Raw genomic sequence first — 22287 nt, forward strand, 5'->3', positions numbered from 1 at the left:
TCGTCTATGGATTTCCCCGCCGACATTACGTCGCTTATCACTATTTACAACCAAATCAACGTGTACGGCCGCACTAACGGCATGGAGCTGCACGTGGAGGAGCCCGGCAACATTCGCTACACCATGACCATCGGCCCAGAGCACCTATCGTCGCCGGGCACCTGCCACGGAGGCGTGCTGGCCGGCCTCATGGACGCCGCCCTGGGAGCGGCCGCCCTCTCGCTGGCCTTCACGGCGGGCGAGCTGGTTTCAACGGTCGAATTCAAAATCAACTACCTCTACCCCGTGCACCTGCACGACGCCCTAGTAGCCCGCGGCACGGTGGAGCACACCGGCAAAACCCTGCTCGTAAGCAGCGCCACCATCAGCTGCCCCGGCCGCAACAACCTAGTGGTGGCCCGGGGCCTGGGCACCTTCAACCGCTACCCCGCCACCAAGCGCGACTTCCACGACCTGCTGTTTCCGGGCGCTGGTTAGCTGAAAAACGCTATTCCGGACAGAAAAAGGACCTTATCACATTTGAACGTGGTAAGGTCCTTCAATTTATGCAAGCTAATGGGCGGTCAGGTGAATAGCTAATGGCTTTCAGCTAGCAGCTCATAAGCCGACAAATTACATCCGCTCGGGCGAGTGAGCCGACTCATGCTCGTCGTGCTCATCGTGGTCTTCGTGTTCCTGCTCGTCGCCATAGTCGTCCTCGTCGCCTTCCTCCATTTCGGGCGCCTCGACTTTCCGCACGTTGCGGGCGCAGTCTTCGTCGCGGTGGTTGCGGCCGACGGTGAATTCCACCCAGTCGCCCTCCAGCAGGTCGTTGAAGTCACCCTCTGCCATATCAGCGTAGCTGAAGAACAGGTTGTTGGGCGGCATCACGACGAAGCCGAAGCCGTTTTTGAGGTTTTTGATAGTGCTGATGCCGATAGTGCCAACCGGGCCAGCGGCCGTAGGGCCGGTGGGGCGCACGGGCTTGGTGCTGGGGTAAGCGGCCGGCTCGGGCGTATTCACAAACAGAGCATCCACCAGCTCGTCGCCGTCGGTGAGGCCCTGATCGATGATTTCGTGCATCTGGATCGGGTAGGTTACCTGATCGAGCAACTGCTGCGAGGCGCGGGTTACGCGATTTTCGCCCTTAAAATCGGTGTATTTGAAGTCCCAGTTGAGCAGCATCACGCGGGTACCCACCGTGTTGAGCTTCTTGATGAGGGGCGCGTAGTCGGAGTCACCGGCGATGAGCACAATCACGTCGAGGCTCTTGTGCATGGCCAGTTCCAGCGCGTCGAGCGAGAGCCATACGTCGATGCCCTTTTCCTGCAAGCGGCCATCGCGCGTTTTCAGGGGCATGTAATGCGTCGAGATACCCATGTTCATGAGGATATCGTCGAGCAGCCGGTCGTGGAACAGGCGGTCCTTATCGCGGGCTTCGGTAGCTGAAAGACGGCCGCGGAAGAAGCGTGAGTCGATGATCTGGCTCAGGCGTACATCAACATCCTCTTCTTCAGCTACCTGATGACGAATGAACTCGTGCAGACCTTCGAGGCTGATACGGGCCTTACGGTCGTGTTGGAAGTAGTAGTAATCGCTGATTTTCAGGAAATAATTGCCGTCGTAGAAAACGCCGATCCTGATCAGGGGGCTATTCATCTGGTTCATAAGTAGATTGGGTTAAGCGCAAAAGGGGGTGTGTGAGTACGAGCGGGTGAGGGCGTTCAGAAAGACTACTCCCGGTAATAGCCGGGGCAAAGATACGAGTTGGCGTGTTTTCGGGAGGGCTTTTCTTGGAAGCGGCCAGTGAGTTAAGTGCGGGCCCATTAACTAGGTTAACAACCGGTGAGGCCGGCATTGCGGCGACGGTTTGGGCCGGCTCAGCCAAAGTCAGCGGCGGCGGTAAGGCCGGAGGCATAATGCCCCAGATCTAACATATAGTTGGGCCCTTCTTGCGGTAGGGTTAGCGCAAACTGACGTACAGTATGAAGTCATAGCTGCTTATTAGCGGAAATTAAAATGAATCAGTTCCCTTGCCGGACTACGGCCAAGGCGTTGGGCTAGCCAACGAACGATGGGCAATGGGTAGTAGCCTCTGGCTCAGGCCTAAGTGGCACCGGCTGATGGATAATAGAATTACTGACTGAAAGGTAATAGTTAGGAGTGCATGCAGGCACAAATTTCGGCCGATGCACGGTTTTGGCGGATTAACTTAACCCTGATTTAGACCAAAGAACCTGCGACTCATTTTCGGAATCGGATTTGGCAGGCCAACCGCCGCGCCCTGACCAATACTACGGTCGAGCTTACTTGGCTGCAGCGGGGCGGCGACTTGCTCGTGGCAAAATCTGCAGCCAGCGTCTGGAGGGCGCTAAAACTGTAGCCGGCTGACCACCAGCGCCAGCACCAGCAGCGCGTAACCAATGCAGATAGCTACTTCGAGCAAATTGCCGCTGCGCGAACCGGTGCGAATAAGCGGAATTTTAAAGCTGATATCAACCAGCGGCATCAGCCATTTCACCCCGGCTTTGGTGAGTGAGTCGGCCAGCAGGTGCGACACGTAGCCGCCCCCCGCAAACAGGGCTACCCCGTGCCAGCCCAAGCTCTGGTTGGCTAGGTGGCCGATGTAGGTCCAGAAGGCGGCAGCCCAGAGCGTATGGGTGTAGGTACGGTGGCTACTGAACGGGGCTAGGCACACGAAGCAGCCGAGCATACTCAACCACACAAACCCGGTGTAAAGGCCTGCCAACACCGTGCACAGGCCCGTAAATAGCAAGGCCAGCCGGCGGGTAGTTTCGCCTTGCATGGCACCGCCAATCAGGCCGAAGGCCAAGGCCACTGTGAAGGCCAGCCGCCGGTCGGGGCCCGGCAGCAACTGCCAGTAGGCATACGCCGCCATACTAACGGCCACTGCCAAGAAGGCCCAGCGTACGTACTGTTGGGTGAAGCCAAGCCGCCGGCTGAGCCGGGAACTGGGGTGGTCGAGGTCGGGGGCCAGGGCCGAGAAACCCGCCAGGGCAATACCAGCCGGCGAAAATGGCACGCCCGGCACGAGGCCGGCCACGGCCACGCCGGTAATCAGGCCAATGGCTAGGTGAGAAGAACCGCGCAATGTTGGGGACTAGTGGTTAGGAAGAAAACGTCATTCAGAGCGCCGTGAAGAATCTCGGTTTCTTTTAATTTCTGATTTAGCAGCCTTAGAAACTACCGCTGCTGCCTTTGAGGCCGCCGCGCAGGCCCTGCACTTCGTTTTCGAGGTGGGCCAGGCCCTGGCGGAAGGCACTTTCGACTGCGGCCCGCTCCTGCTCGGGCAGGGGACCGTCTTGGCGGACGTGCTCACTCATCTGGCGCAGCTGCTGCACAATGTCGTCCCACTCGTCGCCGCCGGGGGCGGGCTGCTTGTCTACCATAGCCTTGCGTCCGGGTTCGGACTCTGTGCCGCGTGAAGTCGGAAGATACGGCGCGAACCGGGAAAAGCGGCGGAAACTTTCGGGGGCTGGCTGGGGTATTGACTAGCGCGCCGCCCGCGCCGTCTGCCTACCCCGCCCGACCGGATTTCCCTCCGGCCGGGCTTCTACCTTTGCCTTCCCTCCTAGCCTCTTCGCGTTTTGCAGGTTTCCGACTTTCTCAAGCTCTACTTCCTCGACCCCACCGTGCTCACCGTGGGTGCCCGCCTGAACCCGGCCACCCGCCACTCGCTGCGGCCCGCCACCGCGCCCGAAGCCCCGGTTCGCCTGCAATTGCGCGGCTTGGTGGGCTCCCAGGATGCGGTACTGGCTGCGGCGCTCCACCACGAGCACCCCGACCGGCCCCACCTGTTCATTCTGCACGACCGTGACGAGGCCGCTTATTTCCTGGCCGACTTGCAGCACCTGCTGCCCGACGAGGAGCCGCTGCTGTTTCCGAGCTCGTACAAACGGCCCTATAGCTTCGACGAAACCGAAAACGCCAACGTGCTCATGCGGGCCGAGGTGCTGAACCGGCTGAATACCAAAGCCTCCCCCGCAACTCCTGCCGCCAAGGCCAAGAAGCCCACCGATGGCCCGAACGGGGAAGCCGAGGCGGGCGAGACGCCGGGAGCCCTGATCGTAACGTATCCTGAGGCGCTGTTTGAGAAGGTTATCAACCGGAAAAGCCTCGTGGCAAACACCTTCATTATCAAGGTGGGTGACAAGCTGGACGTGAACTTCATCAGCGAGATGCTGGCTGAGTACGACTTCGAGCGGAGCGACTTCGTGTACGAGGCCGGCCAGTTTGCCGTGCGCGGCGGCATCGTGGACATTTTCAGTTACGCCAACGAGCTGCCCTACCGCATCGAGCTGTTCGGCGATGAGGTGGAAACGATTCGCACCTTCGACCCCGAGAGCCAGCTTTCGGTGGACAAGAAGAACCAAGTGAGCATCATTCCGAACGTGCAGACCAAGCTGCTCCAGGAAACCCGGGAGGCGTTCCTCGACTTCATTCCCGACGACACCGTGCTATGGGCCAAGGACCTGCGCCAGACCCTGGACGTGGTAACGGAGTCGTTTGAGCGGGCCGAGGCGGGCTTCCAGGAGCTGCTAGCCGTGGCCGGCGGCACGCAGGTGGTAAGCAAGCCGGAGGATTTGTTCGAGTCGGTTAAGTCGTTTAAGAAGCTGCTCGACGGGTTTCCTATCGTGGAATTTGGCAAGCGGTTCTACTTCAAGACCGGCGAGGCATTTGCCTTCACGGCCAAGCCCCAGCCCAGCTTTAACAAGGACTTCGCGCGGCTGGTAAAGAACCTGCACGAAAACCAGCTTAAAGGCTACACCAACATTATTGCCGCCGAGCAGGTGCGCCAGGCCGACCGGCTGCGCACCATTTTCGATGAGCTCGACAACAACGTGCAGTTCCAGCACCTGCTGCTGGGCCTGCGCGAGGGCTACATCGATGAAACCCTGAAGCTGGTCGTGTACACCGACCACCAGCTGTTCGAGCGGTTCTACCGGGCCCAGGAAACCCGCAAGTTCTCCAAGAAAAAGGCCCTCACCCTCAAGGAGCTGCGCACCCTAGTACCCGGCGACTACGTGGTGCACCAGGACTACGGCATTGCCCGCTTCGCCGGCCTCACGCAGGTCGATATCAACGACCGTCTCCAGGAAGCCATCCGGTTGATTTACCGCGACGACGACGTGCTTACGGTCAGCATTCATGCCCTGCACAAGATTGCCAAGTACAGCGGGGCCGAGGGCACGCCGCCGAGCATGAGCAAGCTGGGCTCGCCGGAGTGGGAGAACAAGAAGAAGTCGGTGAAGAAGAAGGTGAAGGACATTGCCGCCGAGCTCATCCGGCTGTATGCCAAGCGCAAAACCGCGCCCGGCCACGCCTTCGCCCACGACTCGTTTATGCAGGCCGAGCTGGAATCGAGCTTTATTTACGAGGATACCCCCGACCAGGCCAAGGCCACCGAAGACGTGAAGCGCGACATGGAGGTGCCCCACCCCATGGACCGCCTCGTGTGCGGCGACGTGGGCTTCGGCAAGACCGAAGTAGCCATCCGGGCGGCCTTCAAGGCCGTGGCCGATGGCAAGCAGGTGGCCATGCTGGTGCCCACCACCATTCTGGCCATGCAGCACTACAAAACGTTCCGGGAGCGGCTCGGCAACCTGCCCGTGACGGTGGAGTACGTGAACCGCTTCAAGAGCAGCAAGCAGATCAAGGAGACGCTGGGCCGGGTGGCGGAGGGCAAAACCGATATCCTCATCGGCACCCACCGCCTCACCAACAAGGACGTGAAGTTCAAGGACCTGGGTTTGCTCGTGATTGACGAGGAGCAGAAATTCGGGGTAAAAACCAAGGACAAGCTCAAGGAAATCAAGGTGAACGTGGACACGCTGACCCTCTCGGCCACGCCCATTCCGCGCACCCTGCACTTCTCGCTCATGGGCGCCCGCGACCTGAGCGTGATTGCCACGCCCCCGCCCAACCGCCAGCCCGTGCAAACCGAGCTGCACGTGTACGACGAGCTGCTGATTCGGGACGCTATTTCGCGCGAGATCAAGCGGGGCGGGCAGGTATTTTTCGTGCACAACCGCATCAAGGACATCGAGGAGCAGGCCAGCATGATTCTGCGCCTCGTGCCCGATGCCCGCGTGTCGTACGTGCACGGGCAGCTGGATGGCAACGTGCTGGAAAAGCGCATGATGAAGTTCGTGGACGGCGACTACGACGTGCTGGTAAGCACCACGCTCATCGAGAGCGGCCTCGACATTGCCAACGCCAACACCATCATCATCAACCGCGCCCACATGCATGGCCTGAGCGACTTGCACCAGATGCGGGGCCGGGTGGGCCGCTCCAACAAAAAGGCCTACTGCTACCTGCTCACGCCCCCGGTGGCCGGCCTGCCGAGCGACGCCCGCAAGCGCCTGAGCACCCTGGAGGAGTTCTCGGACCTGGGCGCGGGCTTCAACGTGGCCATGCGCGACCTCGACATCCGGGGGGCGGGCAACCTGCTGGGTGGCGAGCAGTCGGGCTTCATCAACGACCTGGGCTTCGAGACCTACCACCAAATTCTGGATGAGGCGGTGCAGGAACTCAAGGAAACTGAGTTCCGCGACTTGTTCCTCGGCGACCCCACCCAGCGCCTCCAGCAAGCCGCCGGGGCGGCCGGCCCCAAGGAGTGCAACATCGAAACCGACCTCCAGGTGCTCATTCCCGAGCGCTACGTGAGCAGCGTGTCGGAGCGGTTGCAGCTTTACAGCAAGCTGGATAGGGCCAAAAACCCCGAGGACCTGCGCAAGCTGCTCAGTGGCATTGTGGACCGCTTCGGGCCGCTGCCCGAGGAAGTGGAGCAGCTCGCCGACATCGTGCGCCTGCGCTGGCAGGGCCGCCACGCGGGCTTCGAGCGCCTCACTTACAAGAAGCACGTGCTCAAAGGCTACATCGCGGCCGAAAACAATGAGGCCTACTTCCAGAGTGACACCTTCGGCAACATCCTCTCCTACGTGCAGACCCACCCCAACTCGGCCACCCTCAAGGAGCGCAAGCAGCAGCTCATCCTCAGCCTCGAAAACGTAACCAGCGTAGCCGCCGCCAAGCGCCTGCTCAGCGAGCTAGGCAGCGAGGAATCGGTGGGGGTGTAGGTAATCCGTCTAGCTAAAAAATAGGCGCTATTTCTTCGGAAATAGCGCCTATTTTTATTGCCCTCAATTGGCGGTGCTGGCACCGCCCTTGCCTATTAATGCTATGCTAGATTTTTCTAAACCTGACACCCCTAAGTCTGCCCTTACTCCTGAGCAACTAAAAAGGAAGAAAAGGCGACAGGGCTTGTTCAACGTATCATTGTCGCTGGGTCTCGTATTGTGGTTAAAAGGGGCCGATTGGTTCAACAGCTTCTCATCCAAAGCAGATTCGTTACAGCTCCCTTGGTTAGGCTTACTATTACTTTGGCTTCCGCTTCTCTTATCTGCCACCTTTTTAGCCGTACTTATTCATGAGATAGGACATATATCAGGAGCACTCCTGGCAGATTTCAAAATAGTAGAATTTAACACCGGCGTTCTGCTTCTAGAGCGAAAGCCAGACGGCTGGAAAACTCGCCTGCAGAAGTTTAGCTATAACATGGTGGGTAAGGTCCGGGGGTATACCACCAATTATGAGCACCTACGTCGCCGTTATATTCTGGTGGTAGCCAGCGGCCCGACAGTAAATCTATTGAGTGGTGGCTTCGCTCTTTTGCTGCTGGCCACTTTACCAGCTTTACAAAGTAGCCCGGCTGAAAGCACTCTACTCAAGTATTTATTCACCTCCTTTTTCTCAGTTTTTGGATGGATCTCCGTGCTCCTAGGAGTAATAGGATTCATCCCTTTAACGACTACTTCTGGTGACATCCCAAATGGCCTCATGCTTTTACATCTGCTTCGACGGGATAAAGCAATGTATCAGCAGCTCTTTTTGCTGCAGCTTTCAGGCGATTCTTATGCTGGCATTCGTCCACGTTTATGGAAGGATGAACTGATAAGCAGCCTTTTGTCATACAGCAGCGAAACCATTAGCAACAATGTACTCGACTGCTATGCGCATTGTTGGGCCTATGCTTACTTTGACGATTGCCATGATTTTGAAAAGGCCCAATTGCACCTAAATGAGGCAATTGAGCGCAAGGACATTGCCTCAGCAAGTGTGCAACAATATTTATTTTGTGAAGCTGCCTGCATAGCCGTTCTGCAAACAAACAATGCAGCACAGGCACGCCTTTGGCTGAACCAAGCCCGACAGGTAAAGCCTTTTACAGAGCAAGAGGGGCTTTTCGCTCAGGCAGCCGTAACGTGGGCCGAGGGAAATAGTGCTGAGGCCGGAGTATTTCTCCGGGCTGCTCATAAGCAGCTTCAAAATTCTATTACTTCCGGATTCAACATACAAGCAGCGGAACGCATTCATGATTTACAGTCCAAAATTGAGCAGATACCTTTCATAACTGCATCAGCTTAACGGACATGATTCTACGTTTCCCAAAAATCAATTGGCGCTTACTTTTCCTGCATTTCTTAGAGGGTGTTAGGGGATTAATCATGTGCTAATCGATTGAGACACATGGTCATGTTAGCGACTAGTATCCAGGTTTCGTGCGAACGAGGCGTAAATTCATAGTCAATAGCCAAACGGCGAAATCCCGTGAGCCAGGCGAAGGTTCGCTCCACGACCCAGCGTTTGGCTACCGGCACGAAGCCGCGGGCGCTAGGTGGGCGGCTGCCGAGTTGGTGGGTAAGGCCCAGCCGAACCAGGTGCTGGGCAAAGCGCCCCCGATACCCTTTGTCCGTGACCACCGTCACCAGCCGCTGGCCCCACTGGGAACGGGTGGGCAACAACAGCAGCGCTTCGACCCCGTCGTGGCCGTTGGCCGCGTGGACGCGACAAGCCAGGATACGCCCCTGTACATCGGTCAGAATCTGCCGCTTGCGGCCATTGACGTGTTTGCCGCCGTCCAGGCCCCGGTGCTCAAAAATGCGCGGGGCCAGCCGCACGCTCTGGCTGTCAAGGCAAATGAGCGAGGGCACCGCCGCCCGGCCAGCGGCCAGACGGTCGGCCTGATTGACCCGGTCAGTGAGTTGCTGCCAGAGCCCGTTGAGCTGCCAGCGGCGGAAATAGTAATACACAGCTGACCAGGGAGCGAAGCACGTGGGTAAGCTGCGCCATTGGCAGCCCGTGCGGCAGATGTAGCGGATGGCGTCCAAAATATGGCGCAGGCAATGCTGCCGTTTACGTTGCACGGGCAGCAGGGGCGCGATAACTTGCCACTGCGAGTCAGTAAGGGGTTGGTATCCGTCAACCATAATGCGAGTGGGAGCCTAGGAACTCCACCCGCAACTTACTGACTTGCTTTTATTTGGCACAACGCTAATTCCCCAACACCCTCTTATCTGTGCCTTTGTTCATACTTGGTGCGCGGCAATTAGCGATAATTCTATACGCCAGGATACTGGAATTATACGAACAGGGAGCAATTAAGGCAGTAACCGCCTCCGCTCAAGGCTTATCAACAGAAGATGTAAGTGGGTTGATAGCAGACCCTTTGTATGTATGGTTTCTAGCTATTTTAGCCAGTTGCGTTCTTTCAGCGCTTGTTGTATGTCATCGACGAGAGAGCAAGCTTATTCCTATCGGGCTATTCGTCCTAGCTGTAGTCACTTCCTGGACCCACTACTATGAGAGCAAAGTTGTTTTGAAAAGTGTGGCACTTATTCGGCTGCCGCTCGAAGAGTGGCCACTCGCCACCCGCTTAGCTATTGCGGGAACAACGTTGCTGATACTGGGTCTGCTGCCATTTCTGTTCACCTGGCAACGAAAGACTCGCCAACAGATTGGAGGGTCAGAGCTAACAGATAGTAACCATCAAACTGCTCCGCAACCGCCTCGATGAGTAGCTGCTGCGCTGTCGCCCCCAGCTTGCCTTCTACTCCGCCTGCCTACAAGTCGGCCGGCCAAACCAACAACATGCCTGCCCGCACCGTCCAGTCCCCAGCCAGATAGAGGCATAACCAACTCATTGGTTCGCCAAACGAGCCAGCGTGGGCGCCGGTATCCAGCCCTCTGCTTACAAGAAAGGCCGCCCGAATCGGGCGGCCTTTCTTGTAAGCAGAGGGGCTGGATACCGGCGCTTATTTGGCGGGCATCAGCACGGTATCAATGGAATGTACCACTCCGTTGGTGGTTTTGATATCCGCTTTCGTGACGGTGGCCTTGCCGCCTTTGGCATCCGTGAGAGTCACGGTGCCGCCCTGCACGCCCACGGTCAGCGACTCGCCCTGCACCGTTTTCACTACCTGGCCATCTTTGAGGTCGGCGGCCATCACGTTGCCGGCTACTACATGGTAAGACAATAGGTTGGCCAGCTTCTTTTTGTTGGCGGGCTGGAGTAGCGTGGTCAGGGTGCCGGCGGGCAGCTTGTCGAACGCGGCGTTGTCGGGGGCAAATACCGTGTAGGGCCCGGCTTCCTTGGCCTTGTCGGCGAGGCCGGCGGCACCCAGCGCCTTAAGCAGCGTGGTATGGTCGGGGGAAAGGGCCGCGCTGGCAGCCAGGTCCTTGCCGGTGGAGGCCGTGGCCGGCTGCATGGTGGCAGGAGAAGCCATGGTTTGGGCCGAAGCCATTTCGGTCCCGCCCACATACAGGAGACCGACTAGCAGCAAGGAGAACAATGGTTGCTTTTTCATAACAGTTTGGAAGGAATTGGGATTGGTGAAATACGGGGTGCGGAAGCACTCAGTCGTTTTCAACACCCGGGCAAACGGCGTGGAAAGCGTTGCCTCCACGAGGTGCGGAAGCACTCAGTCGTTTTCAACAGCCAGTAGCTGCAATCATCCCAGATTGCCAAAATCTTGTAAATGAGCGAGTAACCCTTCCGGCGTGCTACCAGCTACCAGTCCGGCCCCAGCGAGCAACTGCTACCCATCCTTCGTTGCGGCTCGCAGCAGCGCTACGACTCTGCTGCCGCGCAGGTGTGGCCCCGGGCGTGCAGTATTTAAGCGAAAAGCTACCGCTATTGCAGCTGCCCTAGTCCCCACCGAAAGCACTGAAAGCTGGCCGAGGTACTACGGACTGGGTCGAGGTGCGGGGCAATGGTTTCGGCCCACTCTACGTTGGCATTGCCGGCGCGGTAACAACCACCCTGCCGCAACACGCGCCACAGCGTTTCCCAGGTGTCGGAAATAGCATCCAAGTCATTCCCCAGACCACCTAAATGCTGCGGGCGCACTCGCCCTTGTCGACTGGGAGCTTCTGTGGCGGCGCGGTAGTTAGGTAGCAGATAATTCAGGTTGCGAAGAACGGCGTAGGGTGTGGGGCTTAAGTTGAGTAAAGACAACTGACAGAATTTCAGCTACTCTGGCAACTTAATCAGGGCTGTCGGGTCTATTAGTTGATTCTGCTCTCCCCTCTCCCATTCACCTAGCCACTCGCTCCTCATGAACTACTTCTCTGCTTCCGTTCCGCCCAATGAGGTGGAACGGCTGGAGGCCGTCCAGTTCTACGTGCATCTGCCGTTGCGACACCAGATTTTTCAGGCCGTTGTTGGGCTTACGGCCTCGGTGTTTCGCACCCCCATATCCATCATGTCCATCGTCGAGGACACCCAGGTGCAATACCCGGGCAGCGTGGGGCTGCCGGTGCCCGAACGCATGAACCGCATCGACTGCATCTGCTCAGCGGCCATCTACACCCACGACACCACCATTTTACGCGACCTGCAACAGCATCCGTGCCCCTGGGTTAGTCCCGAGTCGCAGGCCCAGACCAGTTTCGAGTTTTACGCCGGCACACCGCTGCTCACCGAGCACGATTTCGCCATTGGCACCCTCTGCGTCCTCGATCGGGAAGACCGCCTGTTTCCGGCCGCCGACCAAGAGCTTCTGCGCCGTCTGGCCCGCCTAGCCATGCAGCTGCTGGAGCTACACCGCCTCCGGGCCGAGCAACCCAACGCCCCCATGCCCGAATGGCTCGGAATTGAGGCCCTGCTAACCCAAGCCCAACAGGACCTGCTGCACCTAGCCGGCGCGGAGCAACAGCCCGAGCGGGAGCAGTTGGTGCAGATGCTGGAGCAGCGCATCGAGCGGATTTATGACCGCGCCCGACACTACGGCTGGTAGCCCGCCGGGCCAACGCCCAACGAGCCCGCTTGCCTTTACATCTTCTGGACCGGGAATTCGTCCAGGATGTCTTTGGCTACCCGGCTGAACTCGGCACCGATGCGGGCGGGGTTGTTTACAGCATCGGCCACGGAGCCGCGCCACACGAGGTTGTTGGTCTTGGCATCCACGAAATCCAGAATCATAGTGCCTTCCTGGTACGTTTCGGTGCGCGTAGACCGGCCGTAGTAGGGCGTGGTGTACCAGTAGCCGTAGTTGATCGGCAGAAACCGCCCCCGGTAGCTCATGGCATACGGGAAAGCATAACCTGCAACCGGCGGACGGCTCACCGTGCGCTCAGCCTCATCAATGTAGAGGTGGTAGGTCAGGTAGAAATCGGGGGCAGTGCTGCCGGTTGCCTGCCGGATTCCCCGCTTGGCCAACTCGCCGCTGATGGCCTGCTGGATCTGGTTGTCGTTGAGCGTACTCTGATAGATAGGATTGGCTGAGTCAGCCGATTTCACGTCGGTTTTAGCCCAGTCGTAGGTGCGGTACTGGCTGAAGTCGGTGCCGGGTTTTTTCTGGACCGTTACGCCCGGTGTGCAGCCGGTTACCAGAACCATAAGGACAAAAAGGAAGATATTGATGGTCGTTTTCATAGAGTTGCAAGTAGTTGAACGAACTGATTTCTTTCTATAACTTCTTCCTGCAGGGTGATGTTATCGATTTTGTACTAATTTGGCCAACTTCTATCCTATAAGTTCATTTTTTACGCTTGTTTAGCCCAAGCTACGGCATAGGTTATGGGGCACCGTGTAGGAGCAAGCCGGCCGCTGGTCTGGCGCTGATGCAGCAACCTGCGCCACCCCTGGTCAACGGGTTGCCGCCCAATCTGGCACGATATCCGCGGCGGCGAAAAGCAGGTAATCTATCGGTCGTCTTCTAGGCTATTTCCATGAAATTTTTCCTCTATCCACTGCTGGCGGGCCTGCTGCTGCTCGCGGCTTGCGCGCCCAAACAGTACGCCGGCCGCACCCTCGATGCCCCCGTGCTGGCTGCCCACCGCACGGTGGCCGTGCTGCCCTTCGAAGTTACCCAAGACCGGCTGCGGCTGCGCGATATCCGCTACGGGGGCACCGACACGAGTACGGCGGCCCTGCAACGCGGGCAGCAGCAATGGCGCGAGGAGCACCAGCGCGAAGTAAAGGCTACGGCGTACCAGCTTCAACAACTGCTGCTGACCCAACTCGTGGCCCAGCAACCGGCCACTGGCTACTCAGTGCAGTTCCAGCCGGTGGCCGAAACCAACCGCCGCCTCCAGCAGGCCGGCATCAGCTATGCCACCCTGCCCGAGCAGTCGATGGCCGAACTGCAACGGATACTCGGCGTCGATGCCCTGCTCTCGGGCCAGACCGACCTCTACCAGCCCCTGCCGGCCGGCGTGGGCCTGGCAGCCAAACTACTACTCAACGAGCCCCTTATCGGCCCCTCGGCCATTCCGACCAGCCAGGCTACCACCAACCTCACCCTCCACGACTGCCGCAGCGGCCAACTGGTCTGGCGCTTCGACTACACCGCCACTGGCCAGTCGTCGCTCCGCCCCGACCGCCTGACCGAGCGCCTCGTGAAAGCCGTGGAGCCCACTTTCCCCTACCGCCGGAAGTGAGAACTGAGAAACGGGCTGGGTGAATGGGGCGGCGGCATAATTGGATAAATATCTTGGGATAAAGCGGTTGCGTAAACGGTGGGTTTAGCTGGCTATAGCGACGCATCATTGCGTCTTGTCGACCGCGCCGTTGGTCCAGTACCGTTCACGAGAAGGCGTAAAGATGCGTCGCTACGGCCATGCCTGTGGTTACTAAATCGATAGAAACGAAAATAGCCGCCCTGGTGGGAGGCGGCTATTTCTTGGGCCAGATGCTCGGCTTGGTGCTGCTTAGCAGGCGCTGCCGTCGAGGCCACAGGCGGCGCCGTCGGTGGCGCTGGCTACTTCCTCGAAGCGGGGCTTGGCTTCCGACCACGCCTTTTCCAGTACTTCCTGGAACAGCGCGGTGGGCTGGGCGCCCGACACGGCGTACTTGTCGTCGAAGACGAAATAGGGCACGCCCCGTACGCCAATCTGCTGGGCTTCGTACTCATCTTGGCGTACTTGCTGTTCGAATTCGCGGGAGGCCAGCAGGGCCGTTACTTCGGCGGCGGGCAGGTCGAGGTCGGCCCCGAGGCGGGTAAGCACGGTCGGGTCGTTGATGTCGAGGCCTTCCTCGAGGTAGGCCTTGAACAGGCGCTCCTTGGCGGCATCCTGGCGGCCGTGGCGGGCGGCCAGGTGCACGAGCCGGTGGGCGTCGAGCGAGTTGGCGGGCACCAGCTTATCGAAGTCGAAGGCCAGGCCCTCCTCGGCAGCCATCTGGGTCATGTTGGCGCTCATCTGGCGGGCCCACTCTTCGGTGTTGCCGTATTTGCGGGCCAGGCATACGTATTGGTTTTCGCCGGGCGTGGGGTCGGCCTGGGGGTCGAGCTCGAAGCTGCGCCAGTGCACCTGCACTTGGTCGGCGTGCCCGAAGGTGGACAGCGCGCTTTCGAGGCGGCGCTTACCGATGTAGCAGAACGGGCACAGGATGTCGGACCAGATTTCTATTTTCATGATGGGCGGTTTTTTATCGATTTGAACGCCTATAAACCCTGCAGCCCCCCGAAAAGTTTGCTCTCCTGGTCCTTGCAGCCAGTCAGCCGGGGCCGCTGCCTACTTGGCCAGCAGCGCAATATTAACCACCTTGCCCGGTCCGCTGACCGTGAACTTGCAGTCGTCGAAAGCGGGTGGGGAGAAGCGTGGGCGCACGTTGTTGGAGAAGGCGAAGGGCTCAGTTGGGATGCCCAGCATGTTCTTGTCCACCTTGTCGTTGTTGTTCAGGTCTTGGGTGATGGCCACGGCCCACTCGCCGGGCGGCAGCTGCACCGGCAGGCTCACCTGGCGCTGGCCCGCGGGCTTCACCACCCGCATAAACGTGTAGCCGCCCTTGATGAGGAAGGTTTCGCGCACGTTATAGAAGTACAGCTTCACGGCCGAGGATCTAGACGCCAGATCCGATACGACGACTGTAACCGAAGAGCCATTGCCGGCCGCGGGCAGGGGCAGCGGAGCCAGCAAGGTGCCGCAGATAGTAGTCAGGCAGAAAGACGAAGCAAGTAGGCGCATGGGCAACAGGATAGCGGAAGAATGGACCAGTGGGCCGCTAACAGCCAGCACGGCAAAAACATTCGGCGCCGCTGGTTTCCCCGCGCGTGCTGCTTCCAGGTTCAGCCCACCTGCTCCAGCCATTCAGTAGCTGCATCGGCTTCCTCGAACGTTAGAATCAGGGGCCACGTAGCTGCGGCCACGCCCACCTCGGCGAAGTCACGGGCACGCGGGTCGGAAGCCAGCACCCAAGCCAGGTAGTGCAGGCTGGCCTCGAAGAGCAACGGCATAAGCACCAGAGCTATCGACTCCTGCAGCGCCTACTCGTCCATGCCCGTCACCAAGGAGTTATCGTTGAGCAAATGGGTATAGCCCTGCTCCCGGATCAGGCTTAGTACTTGCCCGGCGCCCTCTTTTATTTGGTCCGCCGTCAGGTAGCCGCGCCACGTGGCATACAGCCGCCGCTGCTGTCGATTGCCGCTCAGGCGTAAGTGAGGCAAATCAGCTAGAATAACGCACTTGTTAAGCTCACGCGTCAGGCCCCGAGAAGGTAATGCGGCCATTTGAAAAGATAAAATAAACTTGTTTTTCCGGGCACCAACCAAGCCAGCGAAGAAATGATGAAGCTGTTTACAAAGTCAAAAGAACATCAGGCCTCATCTGACGTTCCGATTGATTCCGGGCACTTTCTAAACAGCTTCGCTGGCACAAATCGGCAGGCGGATAATTACTTGACTTAATGAGGAAATATGCAAAATAGCCGGGCTTTGTTCTCAATCTGAGAAGATATATTAGCATTCACATGTCCAGTTTCTGCCAAACCAAAAGCCGGACCCAGGCCAGAAAATGAACATACTGCCCTTTAAGGCTGCGCCTGCACTGCCAGGGTTGTTTCGGCAGTGGCGGGCTGGCCAGCCAGCGATATGCCTTCTACGGCCGCCCGGAACGTGCCAGCCTGGTCGGCGGTGTAGAACGTAAGCCGGGTCCGGCCCGAGGCAGGTACCGACAGGCGAGGCTGCCAGTAGAGGGTGGTCGCGCGGGGGTCGGGTTTATCGGACTGGCGGCGGGTGTCGTAGCGGGGGGCATAGAACTCGCGGGCCCGGTAGTAGGCCGGCATCCGGCGCACGGCCACCCCGGGTGCCAACACACCGGAGTAGTCGCCCATACCGCGCTTGGTATAGACGGCAATTACCCCACCCGCTCCCTGGCTACCGTAAATAGCCGCGGCACCACCCTTCAGTATTTCAATGCGGTCTACGCTGGTAGGCAAAATAGTCATCAGCACCTCGGAGTCGGCGAGAGGAAGCCCATCGAGCAGAAACAGGGGCTCATTAGGGCCCGACATTGAGCTGATGCCGCGAACCAAGACCGAATAGGATGAACCCGAAGGCCTTACATTCATTCCGGGCACACGCGACTGTATCATCTGAAAAATATCCTGATACGTTTCCAGATTGGGGTAGTCGCGGGCGTATAGGACAGCACTGGCCGAGGCCGTACTGTGCACGGATAACGTACTGTTATCAATTGGCTTGCGCCCTTTAATCGTAACGTTGCGCAACATAATACCACTCGTGGAATCGGGTCGGTACTCGCGCTCGAGCACCTGCTGCCGCCGGCTACGCTGTCCGTAGGCCGTTAAGGCCGCTGATTCTCTCAGGACCGGTGAGAGGGGCCCCACCGGCCGCCACCCCGCCCCCGGGTTGGGCCAGATTTCGCTTAGTTGCAGCAGCACATTGTTGCTGCCTTTATCGGTAAGACCCTGCAGAATGACGGTGGTGGTATCGGGGCCCGTAAATCCGGTGAACAGAAAACGTCCTTCCTCATTGGCTTCGCTCACGACCAGATCATTCTGCTGGCCCACGAGCATACTGATTTTGCCCTGGGCCATGGGCTTGCCATTGCCACGCAGGATCTGCCCACCCAGGGTAGGGGCGCGCTCGAAGGGAAACAGGTAATTGACTGTTGGCGAGCCTGGGGCCAGCACTTGCTGCCAGGTAAAGCGGCTCCACCCCTGGGTCAGGAGCAGATTATCGAGCGCCTGCCGGCTTGCGGGCGTACGCTCCTTCAGGTAAAAGGCGGGGTTTTCGACGTAGCCGCGCAGCTCGGACGTAAGCAGCAAATGGGCCCGCACATCGGTTGCGTCGCCGGCGTCGGCGGGCAGCGTCGGCAGCCCGGAAATAGCCAACGACAACTCGGCCGGAACTGGCTGCCCGGCGGCAGTGGTTACTTCCACGTCGAGCGTCACCTTCTCGCGCAGCCCGTAGGTGGGTTTGTCGGCGTACAGACGCACTTGTAGCCCCTGGCTTTCGGGTACAAACACCAGGCGCTCGGCCTGGGCTACCTGGGCCTTATCGAAGAGGGTAATGTGCAGCATCCCGGCCGGCAACTTGCTTTTCGGAATAACGGCCGAGAACGTTTCACCCGGCTTTACCTCGCCCCCACCCACATACACAGGTTCGCCCCGTACGTGGGCCAGCAGTTGCAGCGGCTCCGGCGAAGCAGCGCCGGGGGCCGTGCCCTGGTAGCGCACAAACACCCGAAACTCGTTGCCGATTTCGCGCACGTTCAGCAGCCAGCCCGTGGCCTGCGCGGCCGGCAGCTCGTAGGTGGCGGTGGTACCGTCGGGCAGGCTTACCGTGGCCCGGTACTGCTGGCCGGCCTGGGGCGTGAAGTTGAACGAGCTCATGCCCAGCGCGGGCGTCGCGAAGCGAGCTACTTCCTGCTTTTTATTGTCGGTGATGACGCCCGCCAGGGCCAGGCCCCGGCCGTTGGCGGCGGCCGCTTTCACGCCCACCACCGTGGGCAGCCCGGCCACGTAATCGCCGCCTTCCGGGAAGAACTGCACCTCTGGCTTCAGCGCGTCAGCCAGCTTCCGCGCGGCTTGGCGCGCCAGTTGGGCCCGGCGTGCCCCCGACGGCTCGCCCCCCCCGCTAGCCGGTACGGCTAGCTGCCACACCGGCACGCGGCGGGTGAAAAACAAGCCTTCGTCGCCGTTACGCATCCAGCTGGTATAGGCCCGCAGGGTATACACGCCGGTCGACAGCGTATCGGGCAGAATGATGTCGCCGACCGCCATACCTTGCTCCAGGGCCAGAGTGCGCTGGAAAATCACTCGCCGCTCGGGTGTCACCACGTCCACGTATAGTACCCGGCTCAGCGAGTCGGGCCGGTGGGCGCGCGCATCCACCACGTAGGCTTTAAACCAGAGCGTTTCGCCGGCCGCGTAAGCGGCCTGATCGAGGTGCAGGTACGTGGCTTCGGGTTGGGTCTGATAGAAGGCCAACAGGCGTTGAACCAGAAAAGCAGGATCGGGAGGCCCCGCAAAACCGAAAGCCGTGGCTCCTACCAGCGCTAATGCGGCCACACTGCTTAAAGCCTTTTGGCGGATAATCATAACAATATGAAATAAAGTGAAATCACAAGGAACTTTTCCGGAAGGAAAAATAACAATAATTAAGCCATGTTACCCCGGCCATGCAACTACCGGGAAGCGTTAGCGCTCCTCCCGGTAGGCCATTGCCTTCAATAATCCACCATCTTTTCTCTTGCTGCTGCCCATGCCCCGCATTTCTTATCTCATGCTACTGGGGGCCACCGGCTTACTGCTCGGCGGCTGTACCAAAGGCAGCGAGCCAGCTCCGGCTCCCGTGTACCTGCTCGACCGGCAATGGCAATTGCTAGAGCTGCAGGGCCAGCCTGTTCCAGCCACCGCCGAGTCGCGGACCAGCCTCACGCTCAGCTCGACGAATAATACCAATACCGGCCTGGCCTTCTGCAACCAGTATGGTGGCGGGTTTACCATGCAGCCGGGCAACAACGCGCTGGGCTTCTCGCCCCAGGCCAGTACGAATTCCTACTGTTCGGCACAGCCCCTGGAAACGCGCTACTTGGAGCTACTACCGCAGGTGCGGCGCTACCTCATTAGCAACCGCCACCTCCAGCTTTACGATGCCGAGCATGAACAACCGGTACTCGTATTTGAGGTAGGGAAATAGGGCTGAGGTTGTTAGGGTGTAGATGATGTTCTGGTGGAAGCAAGCCAGAACGTCATCTACACCCTAACAACCTCAGCCCTATTGCCTACTCAAAACCCGATATTGAGCACCAGCGGCTGGAGCTCCCAGTACTTAGTATAGGAGTTATACACGGTGCGCAGGCCCACTTCGAGCGGGGTGCGCAGACGCAGCGGGTTGAACACAGCCGACACATCGAAGCCGGTGGAATGGTAGTTGCGGCGCAACGGGCCCGACTCGCCCCGGATGCCGTCGAAGAACACGTTGGCTTTGAGGCGCTGCACGTAGAGCAGCCGGCCCAGCTCCCAGTGCACATCAGCCAGGGGCAGGCGGTACTCGGCGCTGAAGGAGGTAAGGCGGTCGAAGCTGAGATAAGGCAGGTTGCGGGGGTAGAAGATGGCCGCCCCGAACCGGTACTCGCGCTGCTGCTGGTACTGGTAGCCCGCCCGCAGCCGCAACGCGTGGTGCAACCCGATACCGGGCAGAAACAGACTTCCCTGGGCCGCCAGCTGCCGGGTTTGCAGGCCGCTGCCCGTGCCGAAAGGCGTGTCGCGGGCGGTGAGCAGTACGCTCTGGCCCCAGCGCGGGGCCACATCGCGGTAGCTCTGGCGCAGGGTGCGGGCAAAAGCAACGGTGCCCAGCAGCGCGTGCAGGGGCTGCGGGCCCACCTCGTTAACGAACTGGGCCGGCAGGTCGTAGCCCTGGGTTTGCTCCAGTTGATAGAAGGCGCCTACCGTCAGGGAAGTCAGCATACGCGACGTGGTGAGCACCAGCGGCAGGCGGCTGCCCACGGTTAAGCGGGTGTACTGCCACTGGTCTTCCAGCACATCGCCGGAGCGCAGCACCTGGCTGGCGCGGCGGCCGCCGTACTCCACGCCCAAATCCAGCACCGGCCCGAGGCCCTGGTAGCTAACATCGGCGAACACCCGGCCGGTGCGTTCGGCGCCGTTGTAGCCCACGCCCGCCACGGCTTGGGTGGTACTAAGCACGTCCTGGGCCCGGATGCCCAGATCGAGGCCGCTGCCCGAGGGGCTCTGCACCAGGCCCCAGCCGTAGAGGTTGGGCGCGTGGGGCAGGCGGCGGTAGCGGCGCACGGCCAGCGGCAAGCCGGGCACCGAGTCGCGGGGCAATACCGGACCTACCGTGGCGGCACCCGGCTCGCGGGCCGTCAGCTCATCGGCGTAAAGGTTGGCGGGGCCGGTGGCGGGCGGGCCGACTAGCCAGGCATCGGGGCGGAGCGGCATTTCGAGCACGCGGCTGCCCTGGGCCCGAATTTCGTGGAAGGCCAGCCGCTGGCCGTCGGGGCTCACGGCGGCGTGGTAGCTGCCCACCGGCCGGCTGGTTACCTGCCGCACCTGGCCGGTGCTTATGCGCACGGCGTACACTTCATCCTGGCCCGAGCGGGGCGAGTTGAACAGCACGTAATCCTGCCAGGGTTGGGGGTTCGAAATATTATCGTTGGCGGCCGGCAAGATGGTCCGGGCCTGGCCGGTAGCCACGTCGAGCAGCTCCAGGCGCTTGCCGGCCGTTTCCAGCCGTACCACGGCCACCGTGCGCCCGTCGGCCCCGAAGCGCGGGTGCAGGTAGGGTTCGTTGGCGGGGTTAGCGAAAGTTTGACGCACTGCCCCTGTTGAGGGGTCGAGCAGGTGCAGGCGGTGCTGGTAAGCCGAGTCGGTGCTGACGGCCAGCAGCTGGCTTCCATCGGGCGAGAGCACGGCCGTGGTGTAGCGGGTGCGGCGGCCAAGCCGGCTCAAGCGTCCGGTGGCCAGATCGAGCAGCCGCAGCTCGGAGTACACCTGCTGCTGCCAGCGCGGGTGGTAGCGGAATTCGAGCCACACGGCCTTCCCCCCGCCCACCGATAGCTGCTCGGCATTGTGGTAGAGGCCCAGCACCAGCCGGGTGCGCTCGGGCTGGCCCTGGCGTAACTCCACGAGTTGGGGCGTGTGGCCCAGGCCGCTCTTGAGGGCCAGCACCGTGCTGTCGTTCAGGTATTGCGGGTATTGATACTCGGTAAATACTTTCTCAGTGGCCGCCACCCGGAACTCGGCGGCCGGCGTGAGTACCTGCCCAGCCCGGGCGGTGCGCCAGAGACTGTCGAGCTCCTGCACGGTTTGCTGGTAAAGGTCGTCGGTGCGCAGGCCGGTGAGGCCGCGGAGCTTGTCGGAAAATGAGAGCGGATAAACCGGGAATTTATAATAGCGGTTGAGCACCGTGCCCCACACGTCGGGGCTGGGGGCAGTACGCTTGAGGCGCGAAGTCAGGAAGTAGCCCAGCACGTAGTGGTTGGGCACGTAGTCGCGGTAGGAGCCACTCACGGCCTTGGCGTAGGAGTAGCTTCGGCCGGCCAGCAGGTTGGCCCGGAAGTAGGCATCAAAGTTCGGAATCCGGCCCCGGCCGCTGCGGGTGAGAGCCGTTTCGGTACCTACGGCGTCGCCCTCGAAAAACCAGTCGGGAATGCCGAGCGTGGTTAGCCCCAGCCCGCCGAAACCGCCCAGCAGGTAGCCCAGCTGCCCCACGCCCTGGTGGGCCTTATCGAACTGCACCACGTGGCGGTACTCGTGCACCGTGAGCTGGTCGAGCCAGTCGAGGGTACCGGTCAGGAAGGGATTTTGGGGGAAGGTGGTGTAGAATTCGGAGTGGCGGGGTAGCAGCGTGACGAAGCCGTTGCCAATGGTGGTGCGGGTCTGGAGCACGACCGTCACGGGCCGGGCCCCCAGCCCGAGCGAGGTGCCGGCTGGCTCGTGTACCTGCTCCAGGCGGTGAGCCGTGCGCCGGGCCCGGTCGTCGAAGCCCTCTGGGTACACTACCCGGAAATGCGGGGTGCGCACCTCGTACCAGCGCACCCCCGCCGCCACCTGCTGCTCGATGGGCAACAGCGTTTGGGCCGCGGCCGGCAGCCAGAACAGCAGGGCCGGCACGGCGGCGAGCCAACGAAGACGAGAAAAGCAAGTCACGGAAAGCGGCGTTATGATTAGGGAGCCCGAAGAAACTACCCCCCTGGCCCGAAAGCAAGCCGGGCGTACTTTCACATCGCCATTGC

General features: G+C 60.2%; 19 protein-coding genes. 6 read left to right on the forward strand and 13 right to left on the reverse strand.

The genetic code is table 11. The features are described from left to right. Positions 1–6 precede the first annotated feature (6 nt). Positions 7–477 carry a PaaI family thioesterase gene (locus CDA63_RS01210; protein ID WP_088462616.1) on the forward strand — a complete coding sequence of 157 codons (471 nt, stop codon included), beginning with the start codon at positions 7–9 and terminating at the stop codon, positions 475–477. A 135-nt stretch (positions 478–612) separates the two neighbouring features. On the opposite strand, the gene CDA63_RS01215 is transcribed toward CDA63_RS01210, so the two are convergent. From CDA63_RS01215 to CDA63_RS01225, 3 genes are all read right to left on the reverse strand, one after another. Continuing rightward, the gene (locus CDA63_RS01215) at positions 613–1638 is read right to left on the reverse strand and encodes an NYN domain-containing protein (RefSeq protein ID WP_317044025.1); all 1026 of its coding nucleotides are present in this window, start codon (positions 1636–1638) and stop codon (positions 613–615) included. Positions 1639–2350: 712 nt separating this feature from the next. Beyond that, positions 2351–3091, reverse strand: coding sequence for a metal-dependent hydrolase (locus tag CDA63_RS01220; protein WP_088462618.1), 741 nt, complete (start codon positions 3089–3091; stop codon positions 2351–2353). A gap of 85 nt (positions 3092–3176) precedes the next feature. Beyond that, positions 3177–3389: a hypothetical protein gene (locus tag CDA63_RS01225; protein ID WP_088462619.1), complete on the reverse strand. Its 213-nt coding sequence runs from the start codon at positions 3387–3389 to the stop codon at positions 3177–3179. Positions 3390–3587: 198 nt separating this feature from the next. On the opposite strand from CDA63_RS01225, the gene mfd reads away from it, so the two are divergent. Both mfd and CDA63_RS01235 read left to right on the forward strand, forming a co-directional pair. Beyond that, the gene (mfd, locus tag CDA63_RS01230; RefSeq protein ID WP_088462620.1) at positions 3588–7082 is read left to right on the forward strand and encodes a transcription-repair coupling factor; all 3495 of its coding nucleotides are present in this window, start codon (positions 3588–3590) and stop codon (positions 7080–7082) included. Between the two features lie 103 nt (positions 7083–7185). Beyond that, the gene (locus CDA63_RS01235; protein ID WP_126546674.1) at positions 7186–8430 is read left to right on the forward strand and encodes a M50 family metallopeptidase; all 1245 of its coding nucleotides are present in this window, start codon (positions 7186–7188) and stop codon (positions 8428–8430) included. Positions 8431–8504: 74 nt separating this feature from the next. Here the strand turns inward: CDA63_RS01235 and CDA63_RS01240 are convergent, their stop codons facing one another. From CDA63_RS01240 to CDA63_RS01250, 3 genes are all read right to left on the reverse strand, one after another. Further along, the gene (locus CDA63_RS01240; protein WP_088462622.1) at positions 8505–9272 is read right to left on the reverse strand and encodes an IS5 family transposase; all 768 of its coding nucleotides are present in this window, start codon (positions 9270–9272) and stop codon (positions 8505–8507) included. 825 nt (positions 9273–10097) lie between these two features. Further along, complete coding sequence (locus CDA63_RS01245) at positions 10098–10649, reverse strand: fasciclin domain-containing protein (protein ID WP_088462623.1); 552 nt, start codon at positions 10647–10649, stop codon at positions 10098–10100. A gap of 326 nt (positions 10650–10975) precedes the next feature. Beyond that, positions 10976–11155: a hypothetical protein gene (locus CDA63_RS01250; protein ID WP_088462624.1), complete on the reverse strand. Its 180-nt coding sequence runs from the start codon at positions 11153–11155 to the stop codon at positions 10976–10978. 244 nt (positions 11156–11399) lie between these two features. Here CDA63_RS01250 and CDA63_RS01255 point away from each other — a divergent pair, with 244 nt between their 5' ends. Beyond that, positions 11400–12080 (forward strand): GAF domain-containing protein, encoded by a 681-nt coding sequence (locus tag CDA63_RS01255; RefSeq protein ID WP_088462625.1) that lies wholly within the window; start codon positions 11400–11402, stop codon positions 12078–12080. A 35-nt stretch (positions 12081–12115) separates the two neighbouring features. Here CDA63_RS01255 and CDA63_RS01260 read toward each other — a convergent pair whose 3' ends face one another. Then, positions 12116–12718 (reverse strand): DUF4136 domain-containing protein, encoded by a 603-nt coding sequence (locus CDA63_RS01260; RefSeq protein WP_088462626.1) that lies wholly within the window; start codon positions 12716–12718, stop codon positions 12116–12118. Positions 12719–13014: 296 nt separating this feature from the next. Here CDA63_RS01260 and CDA63_RS01265 point away from each other — a divergent pair, with 296 nt between their 5' ends. Continuing rightward, the gene (locus CDA63_RS01265; protein ID WP_088462627.1) at positions 13015–13725 is read left to right on the forward strand and encodes a hypothetical protein; all 711 of its coding nucleotides are present in this window, start codon (positions 13015–13017) and stop codon (positions 13723–13725) included. A 270-nt stretch (positions 13726–13995) separates the two neighbouring features. Here CDA63_RS01265 and CDA63_RS01270 read toward each other — a convergent pair whose 3' ends face one another. The 5 genes from CDA63_RS01270 to CDA63_RS01285 form a co-directional block, all read right to left on the reverse strand. After that, positions 13996–14700: a DsbA family oxidoreductase gene (locus CDA63_RS01270; RefSeq protein ID WP_088462628.1), complete on the reverse strand. Its 705-nt coding sequence runs from the start codon at positions 14698–14700 to the stop codon at positions 13996–13998. 99 nt (positions 14701–14799) lie between these two features. Next, on the reverse strand, positions 14800–15252 hold the full coding sequence (locus tag CDA63_RS01275) for a DUF2141 domain-containing protein (RefSeq protein ID WP_165768138.1): 453 nt from the start codon (positions 15250–15252) through the stop codon (positions 14800–14802). Between the two features lie 101 nt (positions 15253–15353). Beyond that, positions 15354–15521: a hypothetical protein gene (locus CDA63_RS20710; protein ID WP_165768139.1), complete on the reverse strand. Its 168-nt coding sequence runs from the start codon at positions 15519–15521 to the stop codon at positions 15354–15356. A 30-nt stretch (positions 15522–15551) separates the two neighbouring features. Next, a complete protein-coding gene (locus CDA63_RS01280) occupies positions 15552–15731 on the reverse strand; it encodes a hypothetical protein (protein ID WP_126546675.1) in 180 nt (59 codons plus the stop codon). 362 nt (positions 15732–16093) lie between these two features. Beyond that, positions 16094–18628 (reverse strand): TonB-dependent receptor plug domain-containing protein, encoded by a 2535-nt coding sequence (locus CDA63_RS01285; RefSeq protein WP_088462631.1) that lies wholly within the window; start codon positions 18626–18628, stop codon positions 16094–16096. Between the two features lie 163 nt (positions 18629–18791). Here CDA63_RS01285 and CDA63_RS01290 point away from each other — a divergent pair, with 163 nt between their 5' ends. Continuing rightward, positions 18792–19229 (forward strand): META domain-containing protein, encoded by a 438-nt coding sequence (locus CDA63_RS01290; protein ID WP_126546676.1) that lies wholly within the window; start codon positions 18792–18794, stop codon positions 19227–19229. 89 nt (positions 19230–19318) lie between these two features. On the opposite strand, the gene CDA63_RS01295 is transcribed toward CDA63_RS01290, so the two are convergent. Next, complete coding sequence (locus tag CDA63_RS01295; RefSeq protein ID WP_088462633.1) at positions 19319–22201, reverse strand: TolB-like translocation protein; 2883 nt, start codon at positions 22199–22201, stop codon at positions 19319–19321. Positions 22202–22287: the final 86 nt, after the last annotated feature.

The organism is Hymenobacter amundsenii, from assembly GCF_002204745.1.
GTDB lineage: Bacteria > Bacteroidota > Bacteroidia > Cytophagales > Hymenobacteraceae > Hymenobacter > Hymenobacter amundsenii.

Excerpts from the sequence above, each read along its gene's own strand:
- CDA63_RS01270 (WP_088462628.1), bottom strand. The coding sequence starts at position 14,700 with ATGAAAATAGAAATCTGGTCCGACATCCTGTGCCCGTTCTGCTACATC.
- CDA63_RS01215 (WP_317044025.1), bottom strand. The coding sequence starts at position 1,638 with ATGAATAGCCCCCTGATCAGGATCGGCGTTTTCTACGACGGCAATTAT.
- CDA63_RS01255 (WP_088462625.1), top strand. The coding sequence starts at position 11,400 with ATGAACTACTTCTCTGCTTCCGTTCCGCCCAATGAGGTGGAACGGCTG.
- CDA63_RS01265 (WP_088462627.1), top strand. The coding sequence starts at position 13,015 with ATGAAATTTTTCCTCTATCCACTGCTGGCGGGCCTGCTGCTGCTCGCG.
- CDA63_RS01275 (WP_165768138.1), bottom strand. The coding sequence starts at position 15,252 with ATGCGCCTACTTGCTTCGTCTTTCTGCCTGACTACTATCTGCGGCACC.
- CDA63_RS01225 (WP_088462619.1), bottom strand. The coding sequence starts at position 3,389 with ATGGTAGACAAGCAGCCCGCCCCCGGCGGCGACGAGTGGGACGACATT.
- CDA63_RS01245 (WP_088462623.1), bottom strand. The coding sequence starts at position 10,649 with ATGAAAAAGCAACCATTGTTCTCCTTGCTGCTAGTCGGTCTCCTGTAT.
- CDA63_RS01290 (WP_126546676.1), top strand. The coding sequence starts at position 18,792 with ATGCCCCGCATTTCTTATCTCATGCTACTGGGGGCCACCGGCTTACTG.
- CDA63_RS01260 (WP_088462626.1), bottom strand. The coding sequence starts at position 12,718 with ATGAAAACGACCATCAATATCTTCCTTTTTGTCCTTATGGTTCTGGTA.
- CDA63_RS20710 (WP_165768139.1), bottom strand. The coding sequence starts at position 15,521 with ATGCCGTTGCTCTTCGAGGCCAGCCTGCACTACCTGGCTTGGGTGCTG.
- CDA63_RS01235 (WP_126546674.1), top strand. The coding sequence starts at position 7,186 with ATGCTAGATTTTTCTAAACCTGACACCCCTAAGTCTGCCCTTACTCCT.
- CDA63_RS01240 (WP_088462622.1), bottom strand. The coding sequence starts at position 9,272 with ATGGTTGACGGATACCAACCCCTTACTGACTCGCAGTGGCAAGTTATC.
- CDA63_RS01285 (WP_088462631.1), bottom strand. The coding sequence starts at position 18,628 with ATGATTATCCGCCAAAAGGCTTTAAGCAGTGTGGCCGCATTAGCGCTG.
- CDA63_RS01210 (WP_088462616.1), top strand. The coding sequence starts at position 7 with ATGGATTTCCCCGCCGACATTACGTCGCTTATCACTATTTACAACCAA.